At 59.3% G+C, this 25,372-nt stretch carries 29 protein-coding genes; 13 read left to right on the top strand and 16 right to left on the bottom strand.

Annotated features, from left to right (window positions below):
- Positions 1-79 precede the first annotated feature (79 nt).
- The 3 genes from KZH41_RS10060 (at position 80) to KZH41_RS10050 (ending at position 2,245) form a co-directional block, all read left to right on the top strand.
- Entirely contained in the window at positions 80-1,030 is a 951-nt protein-coding gene (locus KZH41_RS10060; RefSeq protein WP_094952439.1) for a LysR family transcriptional regulator, read from the top strand.
- 80 nt (positions 1,031-1,110) lie between these two features.
- Positions 1,111-1,563, top strand: coding sequence for a MarR family winged helix-turn-helix transcriptional regulator (locus KZH41_RS10055; protein ID WP_094952440.1), 453 nt, complete (start codon positions 1,111-1,113; stop codon positions 1,561-1,563).
- 262 nt (positions 1,564-1,825) lie between these two features.
- Positions 1,826-2,245 (top strand): organic hydroperoxide resistance protein, encoded by a 420-nt coding sequence (locus tag KZH41_RS10050; RefSeq protein WP_094952441.1) that lies wholly within the window; start codon positions 1,826-1,828, stop codon positions 2,243-2,245.
- Between the two features lie 66 nt (positions 2,246-2,311).
- On the opposite strand, the gene KZH41_RS10045 is transcribed toward KZH41_RS10050, so the two are convergent.
- Both KZH41_RS10045 and earP read right to left on the bottom strand, forming a co-directional pair.
- Positions 2,312-2,884, bottom strand: a complete 573-nt coding sequence (locus KZH41_RS10045) for an elongation factor P (protein ID WP_003218698.1) — start codon at positions 2,882-2,884, stop codon at positions 2,312-2,314.
- A gap of 49 nt (positions 2,885-2,933) precedes the next feature.
- Entirely contained in the window at positions 2,934-4,067 is a 1,134-nt protein-coding gene (earP, locus tag KZH41_RS10040) for an elongation factor P maturation arginine rhamnosyltransferase EarP (protein ID WP_094952442.1), read from the bottom strand.
- Between the two features lie 131 nt (positions 4,068-4,198).
- Here earP and KZH41_RS10035 point away from each other — a divergent pair, with 131 nt between their 5' ends.
- Both KZH41_RS10035 and KZH41_RS10030 read left to right on the top strand, forming a co-directional pair.
- Complete coding sequence (locus tag KZH41_RS10035) at positions 4,199-4,570, top strand: hypothetical protein (protein ID WP_094952443.1); 372 nt, start codon at positions 4,199-4,201, stop codon at positions 4,568-4,570.
- Between the two features lie 5 nt (positions 4,571-4,575).
- Positions 4,576-5,058 carry a GreA/GreB family elongation factor gene (locus tag KZH41_RS10030; RefSeq protein WP_263274765.1) on the top strand — a complete coding sequence of 161 codons (483 nt, stop codon included), beginning with the start codon at positions 4,576-4,578 and terminating at the stop codon, positions 5,056-5,058.
- Between the two features lie 5 nt (positions 5,059-5,063).
- Here the strand turns inward: KZH41_RS10030 and cysB are convergent, their stop codons facing one another.
- From cysB to KZH41_RS10005, 5 genes are all read right to left on the bottom strand, one after another.
- The gene (gene cysB, locus KZH41_RS10025; protein WP_094952444.1) at positions 5,064-6,038 is read right to left on the bottom strand and encodes an HTH-type transcriptional regulator CysB; all 975 of its coding nucleotides are present in this window, start codon (positions 6,036-6,038) and stop codon (positions 5,064-5,066) included.
- A gap of 104 nt (positions 6,039-6,142) precedes the next feature.
- On the bottom strand, positions 6,143-6,643 hold the full coding sequence (locus tag KZH41_RS10020; protein ID WP_263274764.1) for a universal stress protein: 501 nt from the start codon (positions 6,641-6,643) through the stop codon (positions 6,143-6,145).
- A gap of 66 nt (positions 6,644-6,709) precedes the next feature.
- The gene (locus tag KZH41_RS10015; protein WP_094952446.1) at positions 6,710-7,627 is read right to left on the bottom strand and encodes a 5'-nucleotidase; all 918 of its coding nucleotides are present in this window, start codon (positions 7,625-7,627) and stop codon (positions 6,710-6,712) included.
- Between the two features lie 15 nt (positions 7,628-7,642).
- Positions 7,643-8,596, bottom strand: coding sequence for a putative 2-dehydropantoate 2-reductase (locus KZH41_RS10010; protein WP_094952447.1), 954 nt, complete (start codon positions 8,594-8,596; stop codon positions 7,643-7,645).
- Positions 8,593-8,976, bottom strand: coding sequence for a thioredoxin (locus KZH41_RS10005; protein WP_263274763.1), 384 nt, complete (start codon positions 8,974-8,976; stop codon positions 8,593-8,595). The genes KZH41_RS10010 and KZH41_RS10005 overlap by 4 nt, the downstream gene beginning before the upstream one ends.
- Here KZH41_RS10005 and KZH41_RS10000 point away from each other — a divergent pair.
- Positions 8,975-9,409, top strand: coding sequence for a PilZ domain-containing protein (locus KZH41_RS10000; protein ID WP_242155120.1), 435 nt, complete (start codon positions 8,975-8,977; stop codon positions 9,407-9,409). The two genes, KZH41_RS10005 and KZH41_RS10000, sit on opposite strands and share 2 nt — an antisense overlap.
- A gap of 136 nt (positions 9,410-9,545) precedes the next feature.
- Complete coding sequence (locus KZH41_RS09995; RefSeq protein WP_263274762.1) at positions 9,546-10,622, top strand: 3-deoxy-7-phosphoheptulonate synthase; 1,077 nt, start codon at positions 9,546-9,548, stop codon at positions 10,620-10,622.
- Positions 10,623-10,761: 139 nt separating this feature from the next.
- On the opposite strand, the gene KZH41_RS09990 is transcribed toward KZH41_RS09995, so the two are convergent.
- Positions 10,762-11,043, bottom strand: a complete 282-nt coding sequence (locus KZH41_RS09990; RefSeq protein ID WP_003189869.1) for a GNAT family N-acetyltransferase — start codon at positions 11,041-11,043, stop codon at positions 10,762-10,764.
- Between the two features lie 611 nt (positions 11,044-11,654).
- On the opposite strand from KZH41_RS09990, the gene oprI reads away from it, so the two are divergent.
- The gene (oprI, locus tag KZH41_RS09985) at positions 11,655-11,906 is read left to right on the top strand and encodes an outer membrane lipoprotei OprI (protein WP_003172710.1); all 252 of its coding nucleotides are present in this window, start codon (positions 11,655-11,657) and stop codon (positions 11,904-11,906) included.
- A gap of 209 nt (positions 11,907-12,115) precedes the next feature.
- On the opposite strand, the gene KZH41_RS09980 is transcribed toward oprI, so the two are convergent.
- From KZH41_RS09980 to KZH41_RS09970, 3 genes are all read right to left on the bottom strand, one after another.
- Positions 12,116-13,087, bottom strand: coding sequence for a L,D-transpeptidase family protein (locus KZH41_RS09980; RefSeq protein ID WP_094952451.1), 972 nt, complete (start codon positions 13,085-13,087; stop codon positions 12,116-12,118).
- Between the two features lie 107 nt (positions 13,088-13,194).
- Positions 13,195-13,485, bottom strand: coding sequence for a hypothetical protein (locus KZH41_RS09975; protein ID WP_058414681.1), 291 nt, complete (start codon positions 13,483-13,485; stop codon positions 13,195-13,197).
- Positions 13,486-13,543: 58 nt separating this feature from the next.
- Complete coding sequence (locus tag KZH41_RS09970; protein ID WP_164487917.1) at positions 13,544-14,149, bottom strand: arylesterase; 606 nt, start codon at positions 14,147-14,149, stop codon at positions 13,544-13,546.
- A 10-nt stretch (positions 14,150-14,159) separates the two neighbouring features.
- Here KZH41_RS09970 and KZH41_RS09965 point away from each other — a divergent pair, with 10 nt between their 5' ends.
- Both KZH41_RS09965 and KZH41_RS09960 read left to right on the top strand, forming a co-directional pair.
- Entirely contained in the window at positions 14,160-14,843 is a 684-nt protein-coding gene (locus KZH41_RS09965; protein ID WP_094952453.1) for an ABC transporter ATP-binding protein, read from the top strand.
- Positions 14,843-17,353: an ABC transporter permease gene (locus KZH41_RS09960; protein ID WP_263274761.1), complete on the top strand. Its 2,511-nt coding sequence runs from the start codon at positions 14,843-14,845 to the stop codon at positions 17,351-17,353. Before KZH41_RS09965 ends, KZH41_RS09960 begins: the two co-directional genes overlap by 1 nt.
- 43 nt (positions 17,354-17,396) lie before the next feature.
- Here KZH41_RS09960 and greB read toward each other — a convergent pair whose 3' ends face one another.
- Together greB and KZH41_RS09950 are read right to left on the bottom strand one after the other, a co-directional pair.
- A complete protein-coding gene (greB, locus tag KZH41_RS09955) occupies positions 17,397-17,870 on the bottom strand; it encodes a transcription elongation factor GreB (protein WP_094952455.1) in 474 nt (157 codons plus the stop codon).
- Between the two features lie 131 nt (positions 17,871-18,001).
- Positions 18,002-19,000: a hypothetical protein gene (locus tag KZH41_RS09950; protein ID WP_263274760.1), complete on the bottom strand. Its 999-nt coding sequence runs from the start codon at positions 18,998-19,000 to the stop codon at positions 18,002-18,004.
- Between the two features lie 238 nt (positions 19,001-19,238).
- Between KZH41_RS09950 and KZH41_RS09945 the strand changes: the two genes are divergently transcribed.
- From KZH41_RS09945 to KZH41_RS09935, 3 genes are read left to right on the top strand one after another with little or no spacing between them, the layout of a single operon-like run.
- Complete coding sequence (locus KZH41_RS09945; RefSeq protein ID WP_094952460.1) at positions 19,239-20,165, top strand: ABC transporter ATP-binding protein; 927 nt, start codon at positions 19,239-19,241, stop codon at positions 20,163-20,165.
- Positions 20,162-20,887 carry an ABC transporter permease gene (locus KZH41_RS09940; protein ID WP_094952457.1) on the top strand — a complete coding sequence of 242 codons (726 nt, stop codon included), beginning with the start codon at positions 20,162-20,164 and terminating at the stop codon, positions 20,885-20,887. The genes KZH41_RS09945 and KZH41_RS09940 overlap by 4 nt, the downstream gene beginning before the upstream one ends.
- 15 nt (positions 20,888-20,902) lie before the next feature.
- Positions 20,903-22,648 carry a Gldg family protein gene (locus KZH41_RS09935; RefSeq protein ID WP_263274759.1) on the top strand — a complete coding sequence of 582 codons (1,746 nt, stop codon included), beginning with the start codon at positions 20,903-20,905 and terminating at the stop codon, positions 22,646-22,648.
- A gap of 18 nt (positions 22,649-22,666) precedes the next feature.
- Here KZH41_RS09935 and KZH41_RS09930 read toward each other — a convergent pair whose 3' ends face one another.
- From KZH41_RS09930 to KZH41_RS09920, 3 genes are all read right to left on the bottom strand, one after another.
- Positions 22,667-22,975: a class I SAM-dependent methyltransferase gene (locus KZH41_RS09930; protein WP_263274758.1), complete on the bottom strand. Its 309-nt coding sequence runs from the start codon at positions 22,973-22,975 to the stop codon at positions 22,667-22,669.
- 257 nt (positions 22,976-23,232) lie between these two features.
- Positions 23,233-23,667 (bottom strand): DoxX family protein, encoded by a 435-nt coding sequence (locus KZH41_RS09925; RefSeq protein WP_094953743.1) that lies wholly within the window; start codon positions 23,665-23,667, stop codon positions 23,233-23,235.
- A 103-nt stretch (positions 23,668-23,770) separates the two neighbouring features.
- Positions 23,771-25,192 (bottom strand): transglycosylase SLT domain-containing protein, encoded by a 1,422-nt coding sequence (locus tag KZH41_RS09920; RefSeq protein WP_263274757.1) that lies wholly within the window; start codon positions 25,190-25,192, stop codon positions 23,771-23,773.
- Between the last annotated feature and the right edge of the window lie 180 nt (positions 25,193-25,372).

The following is a 25,372-nucleotide window of genomic DNA, read 5'->3' as shown; positions in this document are numbered from 1 at the left end:
CATGCTACGCAGTCGGCTCTGGCGTGGAAACGCACAGCAACGCACAATGGCTGTGCCAATTTCGCATAAGCAAGCGCCCATGAACCCGAACACCCTGACCGACCAACTGAGCCTGTTTCTCGATGTGTTGGAAACCGGCAGTTTTTCCGCGGCCGCCCGCCGCCACCCGCTGACACCGTCGGCGGTGGCACGGCGTATCGACAGCCTGGAAAGCTCGGTGGGCAGCCGCTTGTTCCAGCGCAGCACCCATGCGGTGGTGCCGACACCGGCAGGCCTGGCCTTTGCCGAGCGGGCGCGGCGGATTGTCAGCGAGTTGCAGTTGGCCCGGGCCGAGGCGGTGTCTTTGAGCCATGCGCCAGAAGGTTTGATTCGGGTGGACGCGCCGGCGGCGTTTGGTCGACGGCACTTGGCGCCGGTGATTGCCGACTTTCTGAAGGTGTACCCGGGGCTGGATGTGCACCTGCATTTGATCGATAGCTTCGTCGACATGCAGGGCGCGCACCTGGGCAAGGTCGACCTGGTGCTGCGCGCCGGGCATATCGTCGACACCCGGCTGATCGCCACACACTTGGCCAGCATCGTGCGCATCGCCTGCGCCAGCCCGGCCTACCTGAAAAGCCGTGGCACGCCGACGCATCCGCGAGAACTGAGCGAACACGATGGCCTCGACTGGGACGGCCTGGCGCCGATGTTCGCCTGGCGCTTCGAATTGGATGGGCGCCGTGCCACCTATCGCCCGCAGCGCATCCGCATGAGTGCCAATAACGCCGAAGCCTTGCTCTCCGGCGCCCTGGCCGGGCTGGGCATCGCGCATTTACCCACCTGGCTGGCCAGTGAATACTTGGTGCGCGGCGAACTGCTGCCGCTGTTTTGCGAAAACGGCCTGCCCAGCCCGGAAACCAGCGGTATCTACGCGCTGCGCCTGGAACAACAAGCCAACGCCCGCAGCCGCCTCTTGCTGGAATACCTGAAGGCGCGCTTCAGCCCCATACCGCCGTGGGACCTGGCGTTGCAAAGCGGATTGGTCTGACCCTGCGGACAGAATTATCTGGCGCATTAAACATTTGAACGCTAGATTCCAGCCCAGACACGCTTTTTCGAGGCACCGCCATGAGCAAAAATCCCGCCCCCTGCGAAAACCTGATGCTGGACAACCAGTTGTGTTTCGCCCTGCACTCCACGTCGCTGCTGATGACCAAGGTCTACAAGCCGCTGCTGCAAGCCCTCGGCCTGACCTACCCGCAGTACCTGGCCATGATGGTGCTGTGGGAAGAGGATGGCTTGACCGTCGGCGAAATCAGCAGCCGCCTGCTGACCGATCCGGGTTCGCTGACGCCGCTGCTCAAGCGCCTGGAAGCCGAAGGCCTGCTCAGCCGCACCCGCAGCCGCGAAGATGAACGCGTGGTGGTGGTGGAATTGACCGAGGCAGGCCGTGCCTTGCAGGAAAAAGCCATGGGGGTTCCGCAGTGCATCCTCGGCGCCAGCGGGCTGCAGTTGGAGCAGTTGCGTACGTTGCAAAGCGATTTGATTGCCTTGCGTAGAAATCTGCAGGCTAGCGTCTGACACCGTAGACCCAACGCCAAATACCCAATGTGGGAGCTGGCTTGCCTGCGATCGCGGTACATCAGTCATGAATACATCGGCTGACACACCGTAATCGCAGGCAAGCCAGCGCCCACATTTGTTGGTGTGGTGTGTCAGGAGATGACTCATCGCAGAATATTTTTGTGCATTTACCTTGCGCACTAAACATTAGCGCTATACATTCGCCCCACCAACTACTTAGCGCGCAACTATTTAGCGCTAAAATCAAGAGGACGACACCATGCAAACTCTCTACACCGCAGTAGCCACCGCCACCGGCGGCCGTGATGGTCGTGCTGTTTCCAGCGACAATATCCTCGATGTCAAACTCTCCACCCCCAAAGAACTCGGCGGTGCCGGCGGCCAGGCCACCAACCCTGAACAACTGTTCGCTGCCGGCTACTCGGCCTGCTTTATCGGCGCGCTGAAGTTTGTCGCCAGCCAGACCCAACGCAAAATCCCGGATGACGCTTCGATCACTGCCCACGTCGGCATCGGTCAAATCCCCGGTGGTTTCGGCCTGGATATCGACCTGCACGTGAGCCTGCCGGGCCTGGCCCAGGACGACGCGCAAAGCCTGGTCGACGCCGCTCACCAAGTCTGCCCGTACTCCAACGCCACCCGTGGCAACGTCGATGTACGCCTGCACGTGACCGTCTGATTAACAGACGCCCATAAAAAAGCCCGACGCTAGGTCGGGCTTTTTTTCGTATCGGCGGGGCCAGAATTACTTCTTGGCGCGACCTTTGTACGAACCACCTTCGCGGGTGTCGATCTCGATCAGGTCGTCGATTTCGATGAAGTCAGCCACTTGCAGCTCGGTACCGTTAGCCAGCTTGGCAGGCTTCATGACCTTGCCCGAAGTGTCGCCGCGAGCGGAACCTTCGGTGTAGGCAACCTTACGCACGATAGTGGTCGGCAGCTCTACGGAAACCAGGCGGTCTTCGAAGAAGATCGCTTCGCAGACGTCTTCCATACCTTCTTCAACGAACGGCAGAACGGCTTCGATATCTTCAGCGTTCAGCTCGTACATGGTGTAGTCGGTGGTGTCCATGAACGTGTAGGTGTCGCCGCTGATGAAGGACAGGGTCGCTTCTTTGCGGTCGAGGATCACGTCGTCCAGTTTGTCATCGGCGCTGTAGACGATCTCGGTCTTGTAACCGGTCAGCAGGTTCTTCAGCTTGGTCTTCATGATTGCGCTGTTACGACCAGACTTGGTGAACTCAGCTTTCTGAACCAGCCAAGGGTCGTTTTCGAGACGGATCACTGTACCGGGTTTCAGTTCTTTACCAGTTTTCATTGCATATATCCGAAATTTGGATGGGATTTACAAAAATCAAGGTGGCGTATCATATCCAACTTTCATAAAACTGTACCAGCGCCGTCGCAAGATCGGCCTGCAAGCCTTGTTCCAGACACCACGTCTGGGCGTTCTGACACACCTGCGGCCAGTGCTCCAGCAGCATTTTCCACGGTTGTGCCATATCGCCACCAACGTTCCAGGCTTGCCAAAGAGCAACCACGGCGGCCTTGGCGGCGGGCGACAAGGCCGCCGTGTACAGCTGCAGGAAGGCATCGAGCTTATCCAGGTGGATGTCTTCGTCCTGGCGATAGATGTGCCACAGCAACGGCCGCCCGGCCCATTGGGCGCGCACGAACGAGTCTTCGCCGCGCACGGCGTTGAAGTCGCAGCACCACAGCAGGCGGTCATATTGCTCCTGGCGCACGAACGGCAGCACCTGCACGGTCAAGGCGTCGCGCTGATGCACCGCTCCCGCCGCCAGCCCTTCTACACCGAGCCAGCGCTGCACATCGCCAAGGATGCGCCCTTCCGGCACCAACAGATGAGTGGCACGCCCGTCCGTCGCCAGCACGTCCAGCCAACTGGCGAGCCCGGCATTTTCGTAGGCGAACAACGACATCAAACGCGCACCCGCCGCCGGAAACACGCCCAGCGCTTGCAGGAATTGTTGCTGCGCAGCGCGATCCTGCTGAAAGGCCTGACGCTGCGCCAACAACCCGCGTTCGCGTAAAAGCCCACCTGTACCCGGGCGAAAGCCAGGAAAGAAGAAGTACTTCTGCACGCCCTTGAACTTCACCGACGGCAGGCGATGGCAACCCACTACCCAGTCTTCGGCGCTCAGATAATCCAGGTTCATCCACAACGGCGTGCGTTCGCACGCGGCCATGGCTTCCATGTATTCGGGCGGCAATTGGCAGGCAAACGCGGCGATAACCACGTCAGCAGAGGGTGTATCGCGCCACTGCGCCGGCCAGTGACGCACTTCCACGCCCTCCTGCCACTGCTGGTCGCGCTGCACATCAACCTCGGGGCACATGCGCTCGAAGGCCCGCAGGTCATCGACCCACAAGCGCACTTCACACGCGTGCTCCACCACCAGTTGCCGGGCCAGGCGCCAGGTCACGCCAATGTCGCCGTAGTTGTCGACGACGCTGCAAAAAATATCCCAGCGGGCTTTCATTCCGGGCTCCAACGCTCAAAGGCTCGATTGTCCGCATAAATGCGCCGATGCAGAAGGCTTGATCGCGATTATTCTGCACAGTGGCTGTGCGACAATCGCCACCACGCCGTAAATGCCGCCAGGAGGCCATCATGTCTGATCGTTCGTTGTCGCTGTTCAAGCTCAGTATTGCAGTGGCGTTCGGCCTTTGGCTGGGGTTTATCGCCATTGTGCTGACCACCTGGCTGGCGTCGCGCTATGTGTTTCCGCAAAGCCTGGCGCCGGTGGCTCAGGCCGTTCAGCAATTGGGCAAGCCCGCCACCGTTGTGGCGCCTGAGCCGCCGAACCGCATGTTCGAGCAGTACCAGGAAAACCTGCGTAAGCAGGAACAGCAGCAAACCCTGGACCAGGCGCGCAACAACGCGCGCAACCTGGCCAACCCCAAATGCCAGTTCTGGCTGCAACAGGACCAGAACGCGCCCAATGAAAAGAGCAAGGCGAATGTCCTGCAATTCTGCGATTGATGCCCATGAATAAGCACGCTGTCCTCCAGCTGATCCTGGAAAAACTCACTGTCGATCTCGACATCGCTCAACGTGCCGCGCAGACCGCCTACGAGACCGCGACCCGCGAAGAAAACATCGCCGAAAACAAGTACGACACGCTCGGGCTGGAGGCGTCCTACTTGGCGGCCGGGCAAGCCAAACGGGTCGAGGAAATCAAGCAGTCGCTGGCGCTGTGCCAGAACCTGCAGCTACGGGCTTACGATGAGCAACGCGGGATAGAAGTCGGCGCGCTGCTGGGCCTGGCAGACGAAAACGGTCGCCAGCAATGGCTGTTTCTGGCGCCGGACGCGGCAGGCTTGAAGGTCGATGTGGTTGGGCAACCGGTGACCGTCATCACCCCGCGCTCGCCCCTGGGCAAAAGCCTGTTGGGCAAGTTCGAAGGGGATGAGGTGGAGATTCTGGTGGCGGGCGCTCGGCAACACTTTACGGTTACCGAGGCCAGATAAACCACTCAGTGAACCGGCAGTTCTACGCCGTCGAATAACTCTTCCAGTTCCTGCTTGTTGTGGCACTGGATCGCCTTGGCCATGACTTCGCGGGTCAGGTGCGGCGCGAACTTCTCGATGAAGTCGCACATGAAGCCACGCAGGAACGTGCCACGGCGGAAGCCGATCTTGGTCACGCTGGACTCGAACAGTTCACTGGCGTCGAGCACGACCAGGTCCTTGTCGAGGGTGGTGTCGACCGCCATCTTGGCGACGATGCCCACGCCCAGGCCCAGGCGAACGTAAGTCTTGATCACGTCGGCGTCGGCAGCGGTGAACACCACTTTCGGTGTGAGGCCGCGATGGCTGAAGGCTTCGTCGAGCTTGGAACGGCCGGTAAACCCAAACACGTAAGTCACGATCGGGTATTCCGCCAGGGCTTCCAGGGTCAGTTTCGGCAGCTTGGCCAACGGGTGACCTTGTGGCACCACGACGCAACGGTTCCAGCGGTAGCACGGCATCATCACCAGGTCGCCGAACAGCTCGAGGGCTTCGGTGGCGATGGCGAAATCGACGGTGCCGTCAGCGGCCATCTCGGCGATCTGCATCGGCGAACCCTGGTGCATGTGCAGGGCGACGTCCGGGTACTGCTTGATGAAATCGCGGATCACCGGCGGCAGCGCATAACGCGCTTGGGTGTGGGTGGTGGCGATCGACAGGGTGCCTTTCTTCTCGTTGGAGAATTCCTGGGCGATCTGCTTGATGCTTTCGACTTTACGCAGGATCTCGCCGGCGGTGGTGATGATGCGCTCGCCAGCCGGGGTGACGCGGGTCAGGTGCTTGCCGCTGCGTGCGAACACTTCGACGCCCAGCTCGTCTTCGAGCAGGCGAATCTGCTTGCTGATACCGGGTTGCGAGGTGTAAAGGCTTTGAGCGGTAGCGGAAACGTTGAGGTCGTGGTGCGCCACTTCCCAGATGTAGCGCAGTTGTTGAAGCTTCATATGTATCCCTCAAAGCAGATAGACGCCACGGGTATCAGCGACGGTATATAACTATATTAAAGGTTAGACGGATAAATCTAGAACTTTTTTATCGTTTTTACCGCTCAGATGTCATCACTGCGTCGACGCTGTAACGACGGCACCAGGTAAACCGGCACCGTAGACAGCTGCAACACCCGTGCAGCGGTGCGTCCAAGCGGTGTGGCCGCTGCGGTTGCGTGGCTATGACTACCTACGATCAACAGGTCGACGGAAAGTTTGCGCAGTTGGTCGAGAATCACTTCGCTCGGGTCCCCCTGGATCACCCGCACCGAGCGAATCAATTCCAGGTCTTGCTCCCCTTCCCCCAACTCCTCGCGAAAACTGTCCAGCACCCGCTGCTCGATCGTCGCCATCACCGTGGTCAGCCCCTGGCTCTGCCATTCACTCAAGGCCTTCTCATCAAGGTAGCTCTGCAACACCGATTCGGCGAACAGCCCAATCGGCTCGACCACATGAATCACATACAAATCCGCCTTGAACGTTCGGGCCAGTGCCAGCGCATGTTGCATGACATAGGGCGCATACAGACCAAGATCCGTGGCGTACAGCATCGAACGAATCATAGAACCTCCTGGAGGGCCAGGATGGCGGGGATTGAATGAGCTTAGCAGCGCCTACGGGAGTTCGGCTTAGCTCTCAGTGTGGATTTTCAACTCATTACTGATGCCATGGGGCACATGCCCGGTGGCCACCACTTCCCTGGCTTTCTCGCAATGACCGGCCTGGTCATCGAAAAACACATCGGCGGCGAACGCCTCCAGAAACGCGGCCTTCTCCAGGCCGCCGAGGAACAGCGATTCGTCGAGGCGGATGTCCCATTCGCGCAACGTGCGAATCACCCGCTCATGGGACGGTGCCGAGCGCGCGGTGACCAGCGCGGTGCGGATCGGGCACGCCTCGTCGGCAAACTCACGCTGCAACAGGTTGAGGGCCGCCAGGAACCCCTTGAACGGACCACCGTGCAAAGGCTCGCGCGCCGACTCGCGCTCGCTGGCCTGGAACGCCGCCAGGCCGCCCGCCTGATAGACACGCTCAGACTCATCGGAAAACAGCACTGCGTCGCCGTCGAAGGCAATCCGCAGTTCTTCACTCGAGGCCCGACGCGGGCCGCCCGAGAGAATGGTCGCCGCCGCAAACCCGGCATCCAACGCACTGCGCACATCTTCGGCATGGGTCGACAAAAACAGGTGGCAACCAAAGGCGGCCAGATAAGGATAAGGGCTGCGCCCGCCGACAAACGCGGCGCGGGAAATGTCCAGGCCGTAATGCTGGATCGAGTTGAACACGCGCAAGCCGGTGTCGGCACTGTTGCGCGACACCAGCACCACCTCGACCCGGGCGCGGCCCAGGCTGGCGTTGAGGCTCAGGAGTTTCTTGACCAGCGGGAAGGCATCGCCGGGCTCGAGAATTTCCTCCTCATGTTCGATCTGGTATTGGCGGTAAGTCTCCACACCTTCGGCCAGGTATATCTTGTGGCTCTCGCTCAAGTCGAACAGTGCCCGCGACGAAATCGCCAGTACCAGCTTGTCGCCCAATCCCTTTGCCATGGTGTTTCCCCCGAATCAACGGTTGTGCCGATCAATAAAACTCAAGGCCTGATACAGCGCCTGCATACGTGGCAATTCGCACCCCGCCGCTTTCGCAGCGGCCAATGGCCGGGCGTAGATCGCCGCCAGTTCCAAGGGGCGTTTGTGCACATGGTCGTGGTACATGCTGGGCAGGTAGTCGTCCATGGTTTCGGTCATGGCGAACATCTGCTCGGCGTAACTGGCGGGTATTTCATGCCCGCAGGCACGCGCACCTTTGACCACTTCGGCCATTAATGCCTGGATCAGCTCGCGGCTGGATTCATCGGCCATCATCGCGGTGGTGCCGGTGCCCAGCAGCACGGAGAGGCCGTTGTACGGCACATTCCACACCAACTTGTGCCAGCGCGCCTGGTGCACATTGGCCATGGCTTGGGACTCGATACCAGCCTTGTGAAACAGCGCGGCGCCCTCTTCGACAATCGCCTTCTGACGCGTCTCATCGTTGGCCGCCGTGCCACTGTGATAGCCCAGATTCACCCGGCCCAAGGCCTGGTGCTCGACGACGCCCGGCCCGGAGCGGTGCACGCCGATATAGCACAGGCCGCCCAGCAGGTGCAGCGACGGCGGCAGGTGTTCGCGCAGGCTGTCTTCGACATCGAGGCCGTTTTGCAGCAGCACCACCTTGGCATCCGGCGCGGCAACCTGGGCGATGGTGGGCGCGAGGTCCACATTGCCGGTGGATTTGGTGCCTACCAGCAGCCAATCGCACGCTGGCATGTCCGCAGCGCGGGCATAGGCTTGCACCGGGTGCAGGTGCAACTTGCCATGCAGCGTGCTGTTGAGGTGCAGGCCGTGCTCGCTGACTGCCGCGTATTCGCTGCGCAACAGAAAGTGCACATCGAACCCGGCACGCGCCAGCATCACGCCGTAAAAACCACCGATGGCGCCGGTGCCAATAATGCCGATGCGGGGCGACTGTGCTGTCATGGCAGTTCCTCTGGAGTACGGGTAAGGGCTTGATTAATCGCTTCGGTAAGGTCGGTATGGGTAAGACGTGTCTGTAATTGCCCAAGAAATTGACCCTCGCACACGAGGAACAATGCGGGCAAATGAAAGATCTGGTAGCGCTCGACCGCACCGCCGTTGTGCCCGGCATCGACCCAGCACACGCGGTCCAGCGGCAAGCGCCAACCCGGCAACTGCTGACGTGCCCAGCGGCAACTGGAACAGCCGACACTGGTAAACACTACAAGAGAAATACCTGGCAATCCCAGCAACTGCTGGTCAATATCCAGGTCGGTCAATTCCAGTTCCTTCACTATACTGCTGCTGCCGTCAATTGGACGGTGCTCGGAGTCCGTGTACATGGGTCGTTTTTTACCTCACCCTGATGATGTCGCTGTCGAGTTAATCCAACGTCCCGCTCCTGCCATTGCCCGCCAACGCCTGCACACTATCGGCCTGGGCGGCGTCGCCTGCAATTGCCCGCGTGCCTGGCGCCAGGGTACGGCGGTTGATCTGCGTATCCCTTCCCTGGGCCCCAGCGCCCGTTATCCGGGCTATGTAGCCTGGTGCCGCAAGGTCGAAAAGGGCTATCGCGTCGGTATCTCTTTTACCGATGAGCACGCCTTGTTCGGTGCGCGAATGGGTGAACAAGTGTGCCAGATCGAACGCTACTGCCGCCTGCACGAACACGCCGAGCCGTCGCCTGCAGAACTCGAAGCCATGGCCCGCGAGTGGGTCTCGCGCCATGCGGGTGAGTTCTCCCATGCGGCGGTTGTGGCGCCAGCGCTGGATTAAACCCGGCTTTGCCCATTGTCGCGGGCCCGTGTTACGCGCTAAGGTTCCTCCCCCTGCCCCTGCATTCAAATCATGCTGTGCTCCGCCGCACGGGGATGGCTGGCGGCCGGCACCCGTGACCCTGACGAGTAACACGATGGCTGATTTACCGATCAATGACCTAAACGTCGAATCCAACGAGACGCTGATCACACCCGATCAGCTCAAGCGCGAAATCCCCCTGAGTGACGCTGCCCTGCAGACCGTGACCAAGGGCCGCGAAGTCATCCGTGACATTCTCGACGGCACTGACCACCGCCTCTTTGTAGTGATCGGGCCTTGCTCGATCCACGACCTCAAGGCCGCCCACGAATACGCTGAGCGCCTCAAAGTGCTGGCGGCTGAAGTGTCCGACACCTTGTACCTGGTGATGCGCGTCTATTTCGAGAAGCCGCGTACCACCGTCGGCTGGAAAGGTTTGATCAACGACCCGTACCTGGACGACTCGTTCAAGATCCAGGACGGCTTGCACATCGGTCGTCAGTTGCTGCTGGACCTGGCCGAAATGGGCTTGCCCACCGCCACCGAAGCACTCGACCCGATCTCGCCGCAGTACCTGCAGGACCTGATCAGCTGGTCGGCCATCGGCGCGCGCACCACCGAATCCCAGACCCACCGCGAAATGGCGTCCGGCCTGTCCTCGGCCGTGGGCTTCAAGAACGGCACCGACGGCGGCCTGACGGTTGCGATCAACGCGCTGCAATCAGTGTCCAGCCCGCACCGTTTCCTGGGTATCAACCAGGAAGGTGGCGTGTCCATCGTCACCACCAAAGGCAACGCCTATGGCCACGTGGTATTGCGCGGCGGCAACGGCAAGCCCAACTATGATTCGGTCAGCGTTGCGCTCTGCGAGCAGGCATTGAGCAAGGCCAAGATCAAGCCGAACATCATGGTCGACTGCAGCCACGCCAACTCCAACAAGGACCCGGCCCTGCAGCCGCTGGTGATGGAAAACGTCGCCAACCAGATCCTCGAAGGCAACCAGTCGATTATCGGCTTGATGGTCGAGAGCCATCTGAACTGGGGCTGCCAGGCGATTCCAAAAGACCTGGCCGACTTGCAGTACGGCGTGTCGATCACCGATGCCTGCATCGACTGGTGCGCCACCGAGACCACCCTGCGCAGCATGCACGCCAAGCTCAAGGACGTATTGCCCAAACGCAAACGCACTTGAATCACTGCTCCTGCATTTGAATCGAGCGCACACAAAAACGCCGGGCTTAGCCCGGCGTTTTTCATACTGCGGTTGATCGCTCCCCCGCTCTGCGTGGGTATGCAGCCTGGGACGCTCCGCGTCCCGCCTTACTCAATATTCAGAGCTTCGCGGCATGGCGCTGATGGCGCTCCATGTAGCGTTCGACATAGGAGCAGGACGGGATGACCGTGTAGCCAGCCTCTTCGGCGAACTTCAACGCTTCCTCGGTTAATGCCGCCGCAATACCACGGCCCCGCAGAGCGTTGGGCACGAAGGTGCGATAGATATCCAGGGTTTGCTTCCCGAGGTCCATATAGGTCAGATAGGCACGATGACCGTCCACATTGGTCTCGAACTGATGACCAGCCTGGTCATGGTGGATGGACAACGCCTCGCTCATCACTACTCCTCGCGGGTCTTGGATTTCGACCCCTACCTTACCGATGTTTTTCCGGCGAAGGAACATCTACGCCACCCCGTGCCGGTTTCGACAACGAGAAAACCTAAGCGCTCACAACCAGCACGTAGGGAATAGTAGGCACCAATCCTGAAATTGCTCAAGGCGCACTCGTCATCCCCTACCGCTGGCGGTTACAGAAAGGGCTCCGATCAATCAGAGATCGATAGCCTGAACATTGCCGGCAGTTGAAGCTTGAGACGAACTGGCGCTCTTAAAGTCACCTCTACATGCGCAAAAGATGCCGGGGGCGGTAAAGGCCAACTGAAAATAAGTGTCAACGTGGATATATAAATCTTTACCTGTTTAGCCGCACTGACACATGCGGGCCGGACCTTTCAGCTTGGACCCAGCTCCCGTCAGAATGAAAAAATCTGGATGGTTTTTATACAAACCGCCAAAAGATTAGCCAAAATAGAATCGGCACAAGAATTTTTTTTGCTTCTTGCGCTACGTCAGTTTACTTACTACAAGTAATGAGTAGTATGTACGCCGGCTATCAGCTCACTCTGAGAAAGTAGCCATTTAATAGAAAGTCCTTGAAGGGGAACACGATGAACAACGTTCTGAAATTCTCTGCTCTGGCTCTGGCCGCAGTTCTGGCTACCGGTTGCAGCAGCGTCTCCAAAGAAACCGAAGCTCGTCTGACTGCAACTGAAGACGCAGCAGCTCGCTCCCAGGCTCGTGCAGACGAAGCCTACCGTAAAGCTGATGAAGCTCTGGCTGCTGCTCAAAAAGCACAACAGACTGCTGACGAAGCTAACGAGCGCGCTCTGCGCATGCTTGAAAAAGCAAGCCGCAAGTAATAATCCCTCGGGGTTGTTATCAAGCCGACCCATTCTTGGGTCGGCTTTTTTATTGCCTGGATTTTGCCCTTTCCCCTGTAGGAGCGGGCTTGCCCGCGAAAGTCGTGAACGATGACACGGCCTGCAGGTTGAACGCAGCGCCGTCGAATCGCAGGCAATAAAAAACCCGCCCCGGCGCAAGTCCGGGACGGGTTATAGACCCTGCAGGCTTACTGCTGCAGGTCGACCGGCGTGCTGGACACCACTGGCGTGTTGGCACCGGGCACACCAATCTCCGTGGGCAGACCATCTTCGGCCGCCACCACGTCACGCACCTGATCCCAGTTGACCCGCAGGCTGTTGGCCAGGTCTTCGCGCTTGAGCAAGGCATTGATGACCGCGGTGTGCTTGTCGACCACAGAAGGCGTGCCATCATCGTTCAGCGGCGTATGCGCTTCGAGGTAGACCTTGCCGCCACTGCTGCCGAACTTGTAGGCATCGTTGATGATGCGCACCGACGTACCGACCGGCACCATGCCGGCCATTTCCAGCACATTGTTGTTAAACATGCGGAAGCAGCCGTGGCTTGTACGCGTACCGATACCAAATTTCATGTTGGAACCGTGGATCAAGTAGCCCGGCGTGCCCAAGGTGAACTTGAACGGCCCCAGCGGGTTGTCCGGCCCGGCCGGCACCACGTTAGGCAGCGGGTCACCATTGGCGGCGTGCTCGGCCTTGATTGACGCAGGCGGCGTCCAGGTGGGGTTTGGCGTCTTCGCGATAATGCTGGTGTGGGCAATCGGCGAACCCCAGCCTTCTCGGCCAATGCCCAACGGGAACGTGTACACCACGTTCTGACCCTTGGGATAGTAGTAGAGCCGGTATTCCGCCAGGTTGATCACGATGCCTTCGCGAGGGCCAGGCGGCAGGATAAACCGCGTGGGCAGCACAATCTCGGTGCCTGCACCGGGCAGCCAGGCATCAACACCCGGGTTGGCCGCGACCATTTCCGAATAGCCCAGGTCATAGGTAGTGCCCAGGTCTGCAAAGGTATCTTCATACTTGGCCTTGATCACCTGGACCTGACCGACGATGTCTTCACCCGGCGGCGGCAGGGGCAACTGCAAGGCTGAAGCCGAACCGGCTGCACACAGGGCAGCGAGAGACAGGCAGCAAGTAACGACGGAGAGGCGCGAAAACATCCGGTAAATCCTTCGCAGAACGACGGGTAGGTTAAAAGCGAGCTGCAAGTTGCAAGCTTTCAGTCACTAGCTTACAGCTTATAGCCAGAAGCCTGCAGCTGCTTCCATTATTCGAAGCGCAGTTCCGGCCAGATCAGCGGCGTGCCGCGCTTTTGCGATTCAAGAATAGCCCGGCACAGCGGGCACAGCCGCTGGTCCTGGAAGATCGAGCGATCCACCGACGACCAGCGAGGTTGTGCCGGCAATAAAGTGCCGCACAGCGTACGGTCGATCGAGCCGCCCAACTCCAGTTGACGCGCGACCAGATGCACCCGGACTTCCTGGCAGGCGAACAGATCCAACTGCTCGTCAGGCTCGATCAGTTGGTAGTTGAACAGGGACCAGGCAGGGCGCGACATCGGGGGCTCCAGATCGGGGGGGCGCCACCTTAGCCGAAAGCCTGCCGGTAGAAAAGCGTCATAGCAGTGGTTTTAGCGTCGGCCAGACATTTTCCAGCAACTTGCCCTGGGCGCCGACCGCCGGATGCAACTGATCGGCCTGCATCAGTTCGGGATGGCCGCCTACGCCCTCAAGGAAAAACGGCACCAGTGGGATGCTTTTTTCCTTGGCCAGGGCGCCATACACCTCGGCAAACGCCGTGGTGTATTTCGGCCCGTAATTGGGCGGCAATTGCATGCCCAACAACAGCACCTTGGCGCCACCCGCCTTGGACTGATCGATCATCGACGCAAGATTTTGTTTCAATTGCGCTGGCGGCTGCCCGCGCAGGCCATCGTTGCCACCCAGCTCAAGGATCACCAGGTCCGGCTTATGCTCTGCAAGCGCCGCCGGCAGCCGCGCGAGGCCTCCAGCGCTGGTATCGCCACTGATGGAAGCGTTGACCACTTTATCGTCAAACCCTTCCTGCTTGAGCCGTTGCTCCAGCAGCGCCACCCACCCTTTGCTGGTATCCAGGCCGAAACCGGCACTGATACTATCGCCAACGATCAGGACTGTACCCGCCGCTGCGTTCTGGGCCATGCACATCAAGGCCAGGCCAGCACTCAAAAACCACATTCGCATCGGATTCTCCATGGGCGCAAGCATTCTCACCGCGCGGAACCTTAGCAAAGTGGTTCCCAGCGCGGAAGGTGAACTGACTATCCTGCACGAACTGAGCCTGGAACTGAACAAGGGCGATAGCCTGGCTATCGTCGGCAGCTCCGGTTCCGGCAAATCCACCCTCCTCGGCCTGCTGGCGGGCCTCGACCTGCCCAGCAGCGGTGAAGTCACGCTCGCCGGGCAAGCCTTGAGCACCCTCGACGAAGACCAGCGCGCGCGCATCCGCGCCGAGCACGTGGGGTTCGTCTTCCAATCCTTCCAGTTGCTCGACAGCCTCAACGCCCTGGAAAACGTCATGCTGCCGCTGGAGCTGGACGGCCGTAAAGACGCCCGCGCGCGCGCCAAGCACCTGCTGGAGCGCGTCGGCCTGGGCCAACGGCTGACCCATTCGCCCCGACAATTGTCCGGTGGCGAGCAGCAACGGGTCGCCATCGCCCGAGCCTTCGCCGCCGAGCCGGACGTGCTGTTTGCCGATGAACCCACTGGCAACCTCGACAGCCACACCGGCGAGCGCATCAGCGACCTGCTGTTCGAACTCAATAAAGAGAGCGGCACGACCCTGGTGCTGGTCACCCATGACGAGCGCCTGGCCCACCGTTGCCGACGCCTGATCCGCCTTGAAGCCGGCCTGATGGTCGCGCCCCTGGAGCCTTGATGGCACGTTTGCCGCTGTTGCGCCTGTTCAGCCTTGCCATGCGTCAATTGCTGCGCGATGCCCGCGCCGGCGAACTGCGCGTGCTGTTCTTCGCCTTGGTGGTGGCCGTGGCCGCCAGTACTGCCATCGGCTACTTCGGCGCGCGCCTCAATGGCGCCATGCTGTTGCGTGCCACCGAGTTCCTCGGGGCCGACCTGGTGCTCGAAGGCAGCTCGCCGGCCCGCCCCGAGCAAATCAAATCCGGCATTGAGTTAGGCCTGGATCACGCACGCATCGTCGAGTTCTCCAGCGTTATCGCCACGGATAACGGCATTCAGCTCTCCAGCATCAAGGCGGTCAACGAGCAGTACCCGCTGCGTGGCGAGTTGAAAAGTGCGACCGAGCCCTTTGGTGCTGAAACCCCAGGCGGCGGCCCCAAGCCCGGTGAAGCCTGGGTGGAAGCACGGCTACTGACGGCGCTGGACCTGAAAGTCGGCGACAGTATCGATGTGGGCATGAAGCCCCTGCGCCTGACCCGCCTACTGACTTACGAGCCCGATCGCGCCGGCAACTTCTACAGTCTCACGCCACGGGTGATGATCAACTTGGCAGACCTGGACGCTACCGGCGTGGTGCAACCCGGCAGCCGTGTGAGTTACCGCGAACTGTGGCGCGCGCCCCAAGGCAGTACGGCGCTGCAAACCTATCGTGACCTGGTCAAGCCAGGCCTCGCCGCCAATCAACGCTTGCAGGATTCGCGCGACGGCAACCAGCAGATCGGCGGCGCCCTGGGCAAGGCCGAGCGCTACCTGAACATGGCCAGCCTGGTGGCAGTGCTGCTGGCTGGCGTGGCCGTGGCGTTATCGGCCAACCGCTTTGCCAGCCGCCGGTTCGACGCCAGTGCGCTGCTGCGCTGCCTCGGTTTGTCACGACGCGAAGCAATGCTGCTGTTCAGCCTGCAACTGAGCGTGCTGGGCCTGGCAGCGAGCCTGGCCGGTGCCCTGCTGGGCTGGGTGGCGCAGTTTGGCCTGTTCTATTTCCTGCACGATCTGCTGCCCGCGGACGTGCCTGCTGGTGGGCTGCTGCCGGCGGTTGCAGGCATCGGCACCGGGTTGGTAGCCCTCGCGGGCTTCGCCCTGCCGCCCTTGGCAGCGCTTGGCCGTGTGCCACCGCTGCGGGTATTGCGACGTGACCTGCTGCCTATCCCTTCCAGCACCTGGATGGTGTATGGCGCTGCGCTGTTCGCACTTGGCCTGATCATGTGGCGCCTGAGCCTCGACCTGGTGCTGACTTTCGCCTTGCTGGGCGGCGGTGTAGTCGCTGCGTTGATCCTCGGCGGCTTGCTGCTGTTGCTGCTGCAAAGCCTGCGGCGCATGTTGGCGCGCGCCTCCCTGCCCTGGCGCCTGGGCCTGGGCCAATTACTGCGCCACCCGTTGGCGGCGGCTGGGCAGTCACTGGCGTTTGGCTTGATCCTGTTGTCCATGGGTTTGATCGCCCTGCTACGTGGTGAGCTACTGGACACTTGGCAAAACCAACTGCCCAAGGATGCACCCAATTATTTCGCCCTGAACATCCTGCCGGCCGACAAGGATGCCTTTGGTGCCCGCCTGCTGGACGTGCAGGCCCAAGCGGCGCCGCTGTACCCGGTGGTGCCGGGCCGGTTGATCAGCATCAATGGCGAGCCGGTGCAGCAGATCGTCAGCAAAGACTCCAGCGGCGACCGCGCCGTACAGCGCGACTTGAGCCTGACCTGGGCGGCGGATTTGCCGCCGGGCAACGTGCTGACCGCAGGTTCCTGGTGGACGCAGCAACCGAGTGATGAAATCCCCGGGGTGTCAGTGGAAGCCAAGGTCGCGCAAAGCCTGAAGCTCAAGCTCGACGATCATCTGGTGTTCACCATCGGCGGGGAAAATCGCGAAGCGCGCGTCACCAGCTTGCGTACTATCAACTGGGATAACTTCCAACCCAACTTCTTCATGATCTTCCAACCGGGCACCTTGAAAGACCTGCCCGCGACCTACCTGACCAGCTTCTACCTGGCGCCAGGGCATGACCAGCAGATCGTCGACCTGTCCCGGGCGTTTCCAGCCGTCACCATCCTGCAGGTCGAAGCCTTGCTGGAGCAGCTACGCAGCATCCTCGCCCAAGTAACCCTGGCGGTGGAATACGTGCTGTTGTTCGTGCTGGCGGCAGGCATGGCGGTGCTGTTTTCGGGCTTACAGGCCACCCTGGATGAGCGCATTCGCCAAGGGGCGCTGTTGCGTGCCCTGGGTGCAGAGCGCAAGTTGCTGGTCAAGGCACGGCGCATCGAGTTTGGCTTGCTGGGCGCGGTCAGCGGCCTGCTCGCGGCACTGGGCACGGAGCTGGTCACATGGGTGTTGTACCGCTATGCGTTTGACCTGGCCTGGCACCCTCACCCGTGGCTGTTACTGCTACCGGTGATCGGTGCCGTGCTGATCGGGGGTGCTGGGGTATTTGGTACGCGCCGCGCGTTGAATGCCAGCCCGTTGACGGTGCTGCGCGAAGGCTGAAACGACCGATGGCCAGCACGCGCCCCAGCGTGCCGGCCATCGTCTACTTCACATACTCGATAGCGGTAATCCACCAGCATACGTCGCCGCTCGGGGTCTGCACGATAGCCTCATCGTCAACTTCCTTACGCAGCAACGCGCGGGCCATCGGTGAGTCGATGGAAATGTAGTCCATGCGCTCATAAATCTCGTCATAGCCGACAATACGAAAACGCTTGGTCTCGCCCTGCTCATTTTCGATATCGACCCAGGCACCGAAGAACACCTTGCCCTCCTGCTCGGGCATGTACTCCACCACCCGCATGTCTTCAAGCCGCTTGCGCAAATAGCGCACGCGCCGATCTATCTCACGCAGCAGCTTCTTGTTGTACTGGTAGTCCGCGTTCTCGCTGCGATCCCCCAGGGAAGCAGCCCAGGTCACCTTGCGGGTGGTGTCCGGGCGTTTTTCGCGCCACAAATAATCCAACTCTTTTTTCAGCGCTTCATGACCTTCTTTGGTAATCAGCTTGGTACTCAAACGCTTGCATCCCCAGGCAGTGTCCAATGGTGCCGATACGCCATGGCCTCATGCTCTGGCGTCGACTGGCAGGGGTTGATGATAAATGAACCCTGGAAAGTAGCCAGGCCAGAGCACACATGGATTCACGCCTAGCCACCCAAGGTTTGATCCAACTCAAGGAGCACGCCCTGCAGGCGCTGCCGCATAGCCACCAAGTGCGACATCGCCTGCGTCAGCCTTTCGGCCTCTTGGTCAAACTCTATTCGTTGGTTCTGCAAGTGCGAATCGCGCTGCTCCAACTCACGGCTCTTTTCGTCGAGGTCGCCCTGCGCCTGCTGCAGTCGAGCGTGCCACTGCTCAAGCGCCTCCTCACGCTCAATGACCACGCGTTTTTGTTGCGTCAGTTCCTGGGCGACCTTGGCAAGGCTGGTCAGCGTGCTGTCAACCTCAAGCATCGATGCGTGTTCCATCGGAACCGGCAGTTTTGTCGGCGCAGGTTCCCTTAGCTCAAATTGAGCAGGCGACGCACTGAGCTCAGGGGGCTCCACTACGTGCGCACTAACAATGGAGGAGGCCAGCTGTTCTGCAACAACAGGCTCATGTACCGGCTGCTCGATGGGTTTTGGAGCAGGCGGGTTCTTGGGCGGCGAGATCATTTGCGACGAAAAGCGAATGGACGGCACGATCAACGAAGCACTTTCTATCGCAGGTAACGAGGGCGCAGACATGCCCAAGGTGATCACCTTCATCACCAAGGCCTTCTTGATGATCATTGAATGGTGATCTTCAGGCCTGGCAGGCGGCAACTTGCAGCCTTTCAAATCAATGAAATGAAAGGGAATCGCGGTCTCGATAACAGCCCCTGTCTTAGTGCCGGAGGCTGCGGCCGCCATCAAAATTTGCTTAAAGACCTGCATGGCCACTTGCAAGTCCTCCTTGGACTCAACACCACCCAGAAAATACCGGTCGAGCTTCTTACGTAACGCGGCGATATAGACCCTGGAGTTACCGGGCTCGGTCTCTTCATCCAGGCTATAGACCAGAAAGTTGGAGTCGGTTTGCGCGACAGCAAACCCACAGAGCAATGCACCGTTGACCGGCGCGTCCTCACCACTGCGTTCAAGCACGAGAGTACGTAGAAGCATCATGATAATCAGGCCTCATATCAAAAAAATAAGACTCACATAAAGAGCCGATAAACATCCGCCCATTAGTAGCCTCGAAACAACGCAATTGTTTCAGCAAGTTATCCATTTTGACGTAGGAACTATCTGATAAACATGTCCCCACGTTCCCAATTCAAATGATTGAACGTAACCTTTCGCCGCTCAACCGCTCATGGCGGACGTATTTTCATACGCTCTGCAAAACTTATTCGGTAAAAAGATGCTCGAGATAAGCAGCCTGACAAAGTACCAGGGAAAAATGAAAGTCATCACTGACCTTTCGTTTAGTGCCCAACGCCAGGAATGCATAGGCCTTTTAGGGGAGGACGGAGCAGGTAAAACGACGCTGCTGAATTTAATATCCGGTTTGGTAAAGCCCTCCAGCGGGCATATCAACATCCAGGGGTTCAGTACCCAGACTCATCCACTTGAAGCTCGCAAAGCCCTCGGCTATCAACCCCAAGGGGGGCTCAGTCATCACACGATGTCCGTCAAAAACGTGCTCAATTTCATTGCTGCCACTCGAGGCTTCAGCGGAGCCGAAAAACGCAGTCGGGTGGATCGGGCCGCCATGCGCCTGGAGTTATCACGCGTACTCAACGCCCCCATCCATACACTCTCCATCGGTTTAAAGCGCAAAGTCGCTATCGCCCAGGCGATCCTGCATACCCCCAGCCTGCTCTTACTGGATGAACCGACTGAGGGGCTGGCGACTGACCAACTGCTTAAATTCAGGACACTTATCCAGTCCTTGACCGAAGACATGACGGTCATCATTGCGTCCCGTCACTGTAATGAGCTTTCCAGTATCTGCAAACGCGCTCTGGTTATCGCCGCAGGCCGCCTGATGGCTGACACCTCACTGCCCGATTTGCAGCGTAACTCCCGACATTTCCGAGCCGTAACCCTGGCCGCAGAAACGCCTCTGGATCTACTGGCCCTGGCCGTATTACCCGGCGTTGCAGGTATCGAAGAAGACCGGCACACGCCTGGCAGGGTGACGGTTCTGGCCATGCCGGGGCACAACATCTATCCCCCTATTAACGCACTCATCGCCAGCCGCGGCTGGAGCATAACGTCACTGAATCTGGAGCCAGGGCGCCTGAACGAAGTTGTTCACCATCTGAGCCAAGAGGTATCACTTTGAAGCTGCTGCCCGTCATATTCAAACGTCAGATCGCCAGCTATGCCTGCACGCCAAGCACATACCTGAGTGTTGCTGCATTTCTGGTGCTGTGCACAACAATGGGGCTGTATACAAGCCAGTGGATGGATCAAAACAGCGGTAACTTGCAGGTCTTTTTCCAGTTACACCCCTGGCTCTATTTGCTGCTGATCCCCACCTTATCAACGCAACTCTGGTCGGACGAACGCGACGCAGGCTTGCGCGATATTATGCAAACGCTGCCCATTACTACGTTCGAACGTGTGATCGGGAAATTTCTAGCCGCATGGGTCGTGTGTGGTGTTGCCCTGACCTTGACGTTTCCTGTAGTGATCGTCGCCAACTACTTGGGCGCCGCGGACAATATCGTTATCACTTCACAATTTCTAGCCAGCGGATTGCTGGCAGGAAGTTACCTATCTGTCGGCTGCTTTATCTGCGCACTGACGCACCGGCGCATCGTTATTTTTATAGTGACGCTGGGCTTGCTGTTTATCGCCAGCGCGCTTTCTTCGGTCTTGGATGCACTTGATCATCAGGCACCTATCTGGGTGATCGATAGCTTGATTGCGCTTAATCCGATCGCGCGTTTCAGCGCTATCGACAATGGCAAGTTTACACTCCATGACAGTTTGTACTTCATCAGCATGATCGTTGCCTTTCTGTCGGCAACGATTGTCACCCTCAACCACAAAACCAGTTGAAAAGGAAAGCAACGTATGCGGTCAGTTCTTCGTACGGGTATGACACTTATGGTCATACTGCTACTTTTCCTGGCCTTTAATCTGACTTGGGTAAGCAATCTCCCCGATGTCCGCTGGGATCTCTCACAGCATAAAATCCACACGTTATCGCCCCCGGCGCGGCAATTACTCGCAACGCTTGAAGACCCACTGGACCTGTATTACTTCAACTCAAGCAACAGCCCGAAGAAAAGCCAAGCTTTAAAACGCTATGGCGAGCGCGTGGAAGACCTACTGAAGGAGTACGAAAAAGCGGCAAAAGGCATGATTAACCTGCACATTATTGATCCCTCACCTTATTCAGAGGATGCCTACAAAGCCGGCTTATTCGGCCTTGACGGTACACACGGCTTTCTTGGCCTTATAGGTACGCGAGCAGGCCAGGCAGCACAACGTATCGACCTATTCGACCTCGACGACGAGCCATTGCTTGAGTATGAAATCAGCCACCTGATCTACAAGTTGATGCACCCCGAGCGCGCTACTGTCGGGCTTCTGTCCGGGCTGCCATTGAATAAGCCTGCTGGAATAGTTTTGGAGCAGATGCAGCGGCACTTCAACCTTGTCGAGTTGGCATCGAACACCGAACGCATCCCTGAATCGATCACAACGCTGATGGTGGTGCATCCTCGCGCGCTGCCAGAGCAAACCCTGTATGGGATTGAACAGTTTGTATTGAGTGGCGGCAAGCTGATGATGTTTATCGACCCCATGAGCGAGATGGATGCCAGCACAGTACCGGCAGACTCCAGGCTGGATGGGTTGCTGACCGCATGGGGCATACAGATGCCGACGGACAAGCTACTGGTCGATAATCTCTACGCCTCATCGGCCTCATTCGGCCCGGGAGAACAGACGGTCCTGCATCCTGCCAGGTTAAGCCTGCCACGGCAGGCGATGACGGTGAATGACGTCAGCGCCTGGAAATTGAACTCAGTGATCGTCTCGAGCAGCGGCGCACTTTCTCGACTGAGAAAAAGCCGTACGACCCTCACCCCTCTGCTGCAAAGCTCCAGGCAGTCTGCGCTAGTGGATACCAGGCGCTTTGCATCAGCTACCAGCCCCGACTCACTGCTCGATGAGACGGCCACTCCCGGCCAACGCCAGCTGATAGCCGCTCGTCTCGAGGGGCCGGCCTATTCCGCATTTCCCGACGGCATGAAGGGGAATCCGTCCGGTTTGCAAAAAACCGCAAACATCCAAGTGGTGGTGGTCGCCGACACGGACTTACTCATGGACGCGGCCATCAAGTCTGCGCCCAACAGCAACGTGCCGTTTCTACTGAATACACTGGATAACCTGGCGGCTCCCGATGTTCTCGCCGGCATCCTCCCTCGCGCAACAGCCGGCCAACCTCAGAACCCTCTGGAGCACATGCGCGACGCCGCAGCACAAACCTACACACAAAAGGCGAGTGAACTTGAACGACGGCTTCAACGAACAGAGCAGGAGTGGCAACGATTGAACCCGCCAAACGCAACCCTTGGCACCCAGGCGGTAAATGGCAATACCCAGTTGCAGGCGCTCAATAAGGAACGCCTGCGACTGCCCATGGAGCTGCATGCCCTCAAGGTCGAGGCTTACGCGCAAGCACACCGAACGGAACGCAACCTGAAGCTGCTCATGATTGCCGCAGTGCCGCTGCTGTTGTGCCTGATCGCCTGGGCAGTGTTTGTGTACCAACGTCGCCGTCGATCACATGCTGGCGCTTTACTTCGCTGAGAACTCAACAGCAAAGCGTCAACGACGAGCAATCAGCCCTTGCCGGGCGATACGCGTCAGTTGACGGATAACCGCCTCGGCGTCACTGGCGCTGGGCGCCTGGATAACCGCGAGGTCGAAGCTGTTGCTGGCAAAGCGGGCCAGGGAATTGCCGTCTTCCACAAATTGGATCAGGAACGCCGAAGGCCGCCCCGTACGACGCGGCCAGCCGTCCAGGTAACGCAACAGTGTCGGTTGGTGCTTGCCGCCCAGTAGAATTTTAGGGTTGCGTTGGGTCAGGTCCGCGGTAATCGGGGCCAGGTGTATGAGGGGGCGTAGTGCATTCATCGTGTCGTGTCTCTGCCTCAAAAGTCTGCGGGCAGGTGAGAGGCAACACCGAACCAGCGCTTTAGCGGTATTTCGAAGCCTCACTCTGAATGAGTGCATCTTCTGTCGGGCTACATTGAGCCCAGTGGCGCCCCGCAATTAGCTGTTTAAATCGGCGCATGAACATCATCCTAGAGAAGCCGGTGGGGCAGTGTCAAGAATCCCGAGCAACGAAAAAGCCCGCCGATGGCGGGCTTTTTCCGAGTTTTATATAGGGTTCAGTTGGCGATGGCGCGGTCGGCAGACAATTTGCCCGCCCCTTCCAGCAGCACCGCCAGCGAGCCGCCGAGCAAGGCCAGTGCGAACTCATAACCATTGTTAGCCATAAACAGCCCGTTATGGATATGCACCGAGAAGATCGCTACCAGCGACAGGAAGGTCAGGCCCAGTGCTGCCGGGCGCGCCAGCAAACCGATGATCAGTGCCAAGCCTGCGAAGAACTCCGTACCGCCCGACAGCACCGCCATCAAGGTGCCCGGTGTCAGGCCCAGGCTTTCCATATATTGCGCAGTGCCCGCCAAGCCGCCACCACCAAACCAGCCAAAGAGTTTTTGCGAGCCATGGGCCGCGAAGATGATGCCGACAAAAATTCGCAGGATGGTCAGACCGTAACCGGCGCGGGTGGACAGGATGCGGTTGATCAGTGGGCTCATGGGGCTAATCCTTTTCAAAGTAGGGGTTGGTTGGCCGCTATATTAATCGGATAAGACAATGATAAAAGCGCAAAAAATGCTTAATAATTATCGACAAAACCGATTATTTGCGTGAGGCGACTTTTGGCGTCACCGGTTCCAGGGACTCCCGCTCCCGATCAAACGCCAGATAATACTTGTTCACGCTATTAACATAGCTGACGCCACCCATTCCCACCTGCTCCATGGCAATGCGTTCGACCTGGAAGAACCACTGATTAGGGTTAAGCCCCCGGCGGCGAGCCTCCGCGCGCATGCCCTGCACCCGCTCCGGCCCCATGTTGTAGGCCGCCAGCACAAAGGCCATGCGTTCACGCTCGTTCAGCTTGGGGCTGGCGAAGAACTTGCGACGGATCATCGCCAGGTATCGCGCGCCCGCCTGCACATTGCGGTCCAGACTCTCGATATTGTTGACGCCCACCCGCTGCGCCGCCGACGGCGTGATCTGCATCAGCCCGGTAGGCCCGCCGCTGTTGCGTGCGCCAGGGTCAAGGGCCGATTCCTTGAATGCCAGCGCCGCCAGGTTCAACCAATCCATGCCCTGCTCGCGAGCATGCTTTTGCAGCACCGGGCGCAGTTTCTCCAAGCGCTGTCGGTCGGCGCGAGCCAGTGGGTTGCGCACTTGATAGAGGCGTCGATAGATACGCTGGAACGCCACGTCCTGGTCGGACGGGGTTCGGTAGGTCTTGAGGAAACGGTCAATACTGGCCCGCAGCATCGAGGCATCCTGGCGCACGAACCAGAATTCATCGCCCGGTTCGCTGATCGCCACTTGCCGATCAAAGCGCAACTTAGGCAGGATTTTCGACCAGCGCTCGGCAATCGGTTTTTCGACGATGGTGAGGTGGAAGATCCCGGCCTGGACCATCTCCAAGACATCTTCCACGGCCAACGTCGGGTCGACCCATTCCACCTTCACCGGCGGCCGCTTGTGCAGGGCCAACTGCTGGTTGACTTGGTTGATCGCATCCGCCGCCGCACTGCCGGTGGTCAGCGCCAGGGTACGCCCGGACAGTTGCTCAAGCTTGGTAAAGCGTCGTTCGCCCTTGACTCCCACCAGCCACAACGGCACGTCGCTGGCAATCGGGTCACTGGTGCTGATCCTGTGCGCGGCCTTCACATCGAGCAATTCACCGGGCGCGACCAGATCGCCTTCTCCGCGGGCCAGTGCGCCAAGCAGTTGATCCTTGGCCTTGGGAATAATCTTGAGGTTGATCTCTTCACCGTCACGGGCGTGACCATTGAGGTACTGTTCGAAGGCGCGCAGGCGGTGGTATTCGACACCAATGGCCTGGCCTTGGACCTCACCGGAGCTGTTACGGCTCTGGTTGACCAGCACGCGCAGGGTGCGACTGGCGCGTATCTGCGCCAGATCACGGACCTTGCCAGGCTTGGTCACTTCCAGCGGCCCGTCCAAACGTGCGACCGCCGCCATGGGCAGCAGTAACGTCAGGCACAACATAAGCAACGCCGAGGGTCGGATCATCCGCTCTCCGGAAAGAATACTGGCCAGCGCCTTCGTGAAAGACGAGGGGCTGGGGGTCAGAAACAGAGCGCTTTATGCGCTGGCAAGGCACGCAACGGCGGCACCGCGGCGGGCGCGTAGCCAACCACAATGTCACTTGCGACGTTCAAAGACAGCTATAACTCGTTGTAGTTCTTCGTT

It is taken from the genome of Pseudomonas sp. YeP6b, from assembly GCF_025642995.1.
Classification (GTDB): Bacteria; Pseudomonadota; Gammaproteobacteria; order Pseudomonadales; family Pseudomonadaceae; genus Aquipseudomonas.
Note: the sequence above shows the minus strand (reverse complement) of the source record. Positions and strands in the feature narration are given on the sequence as shown.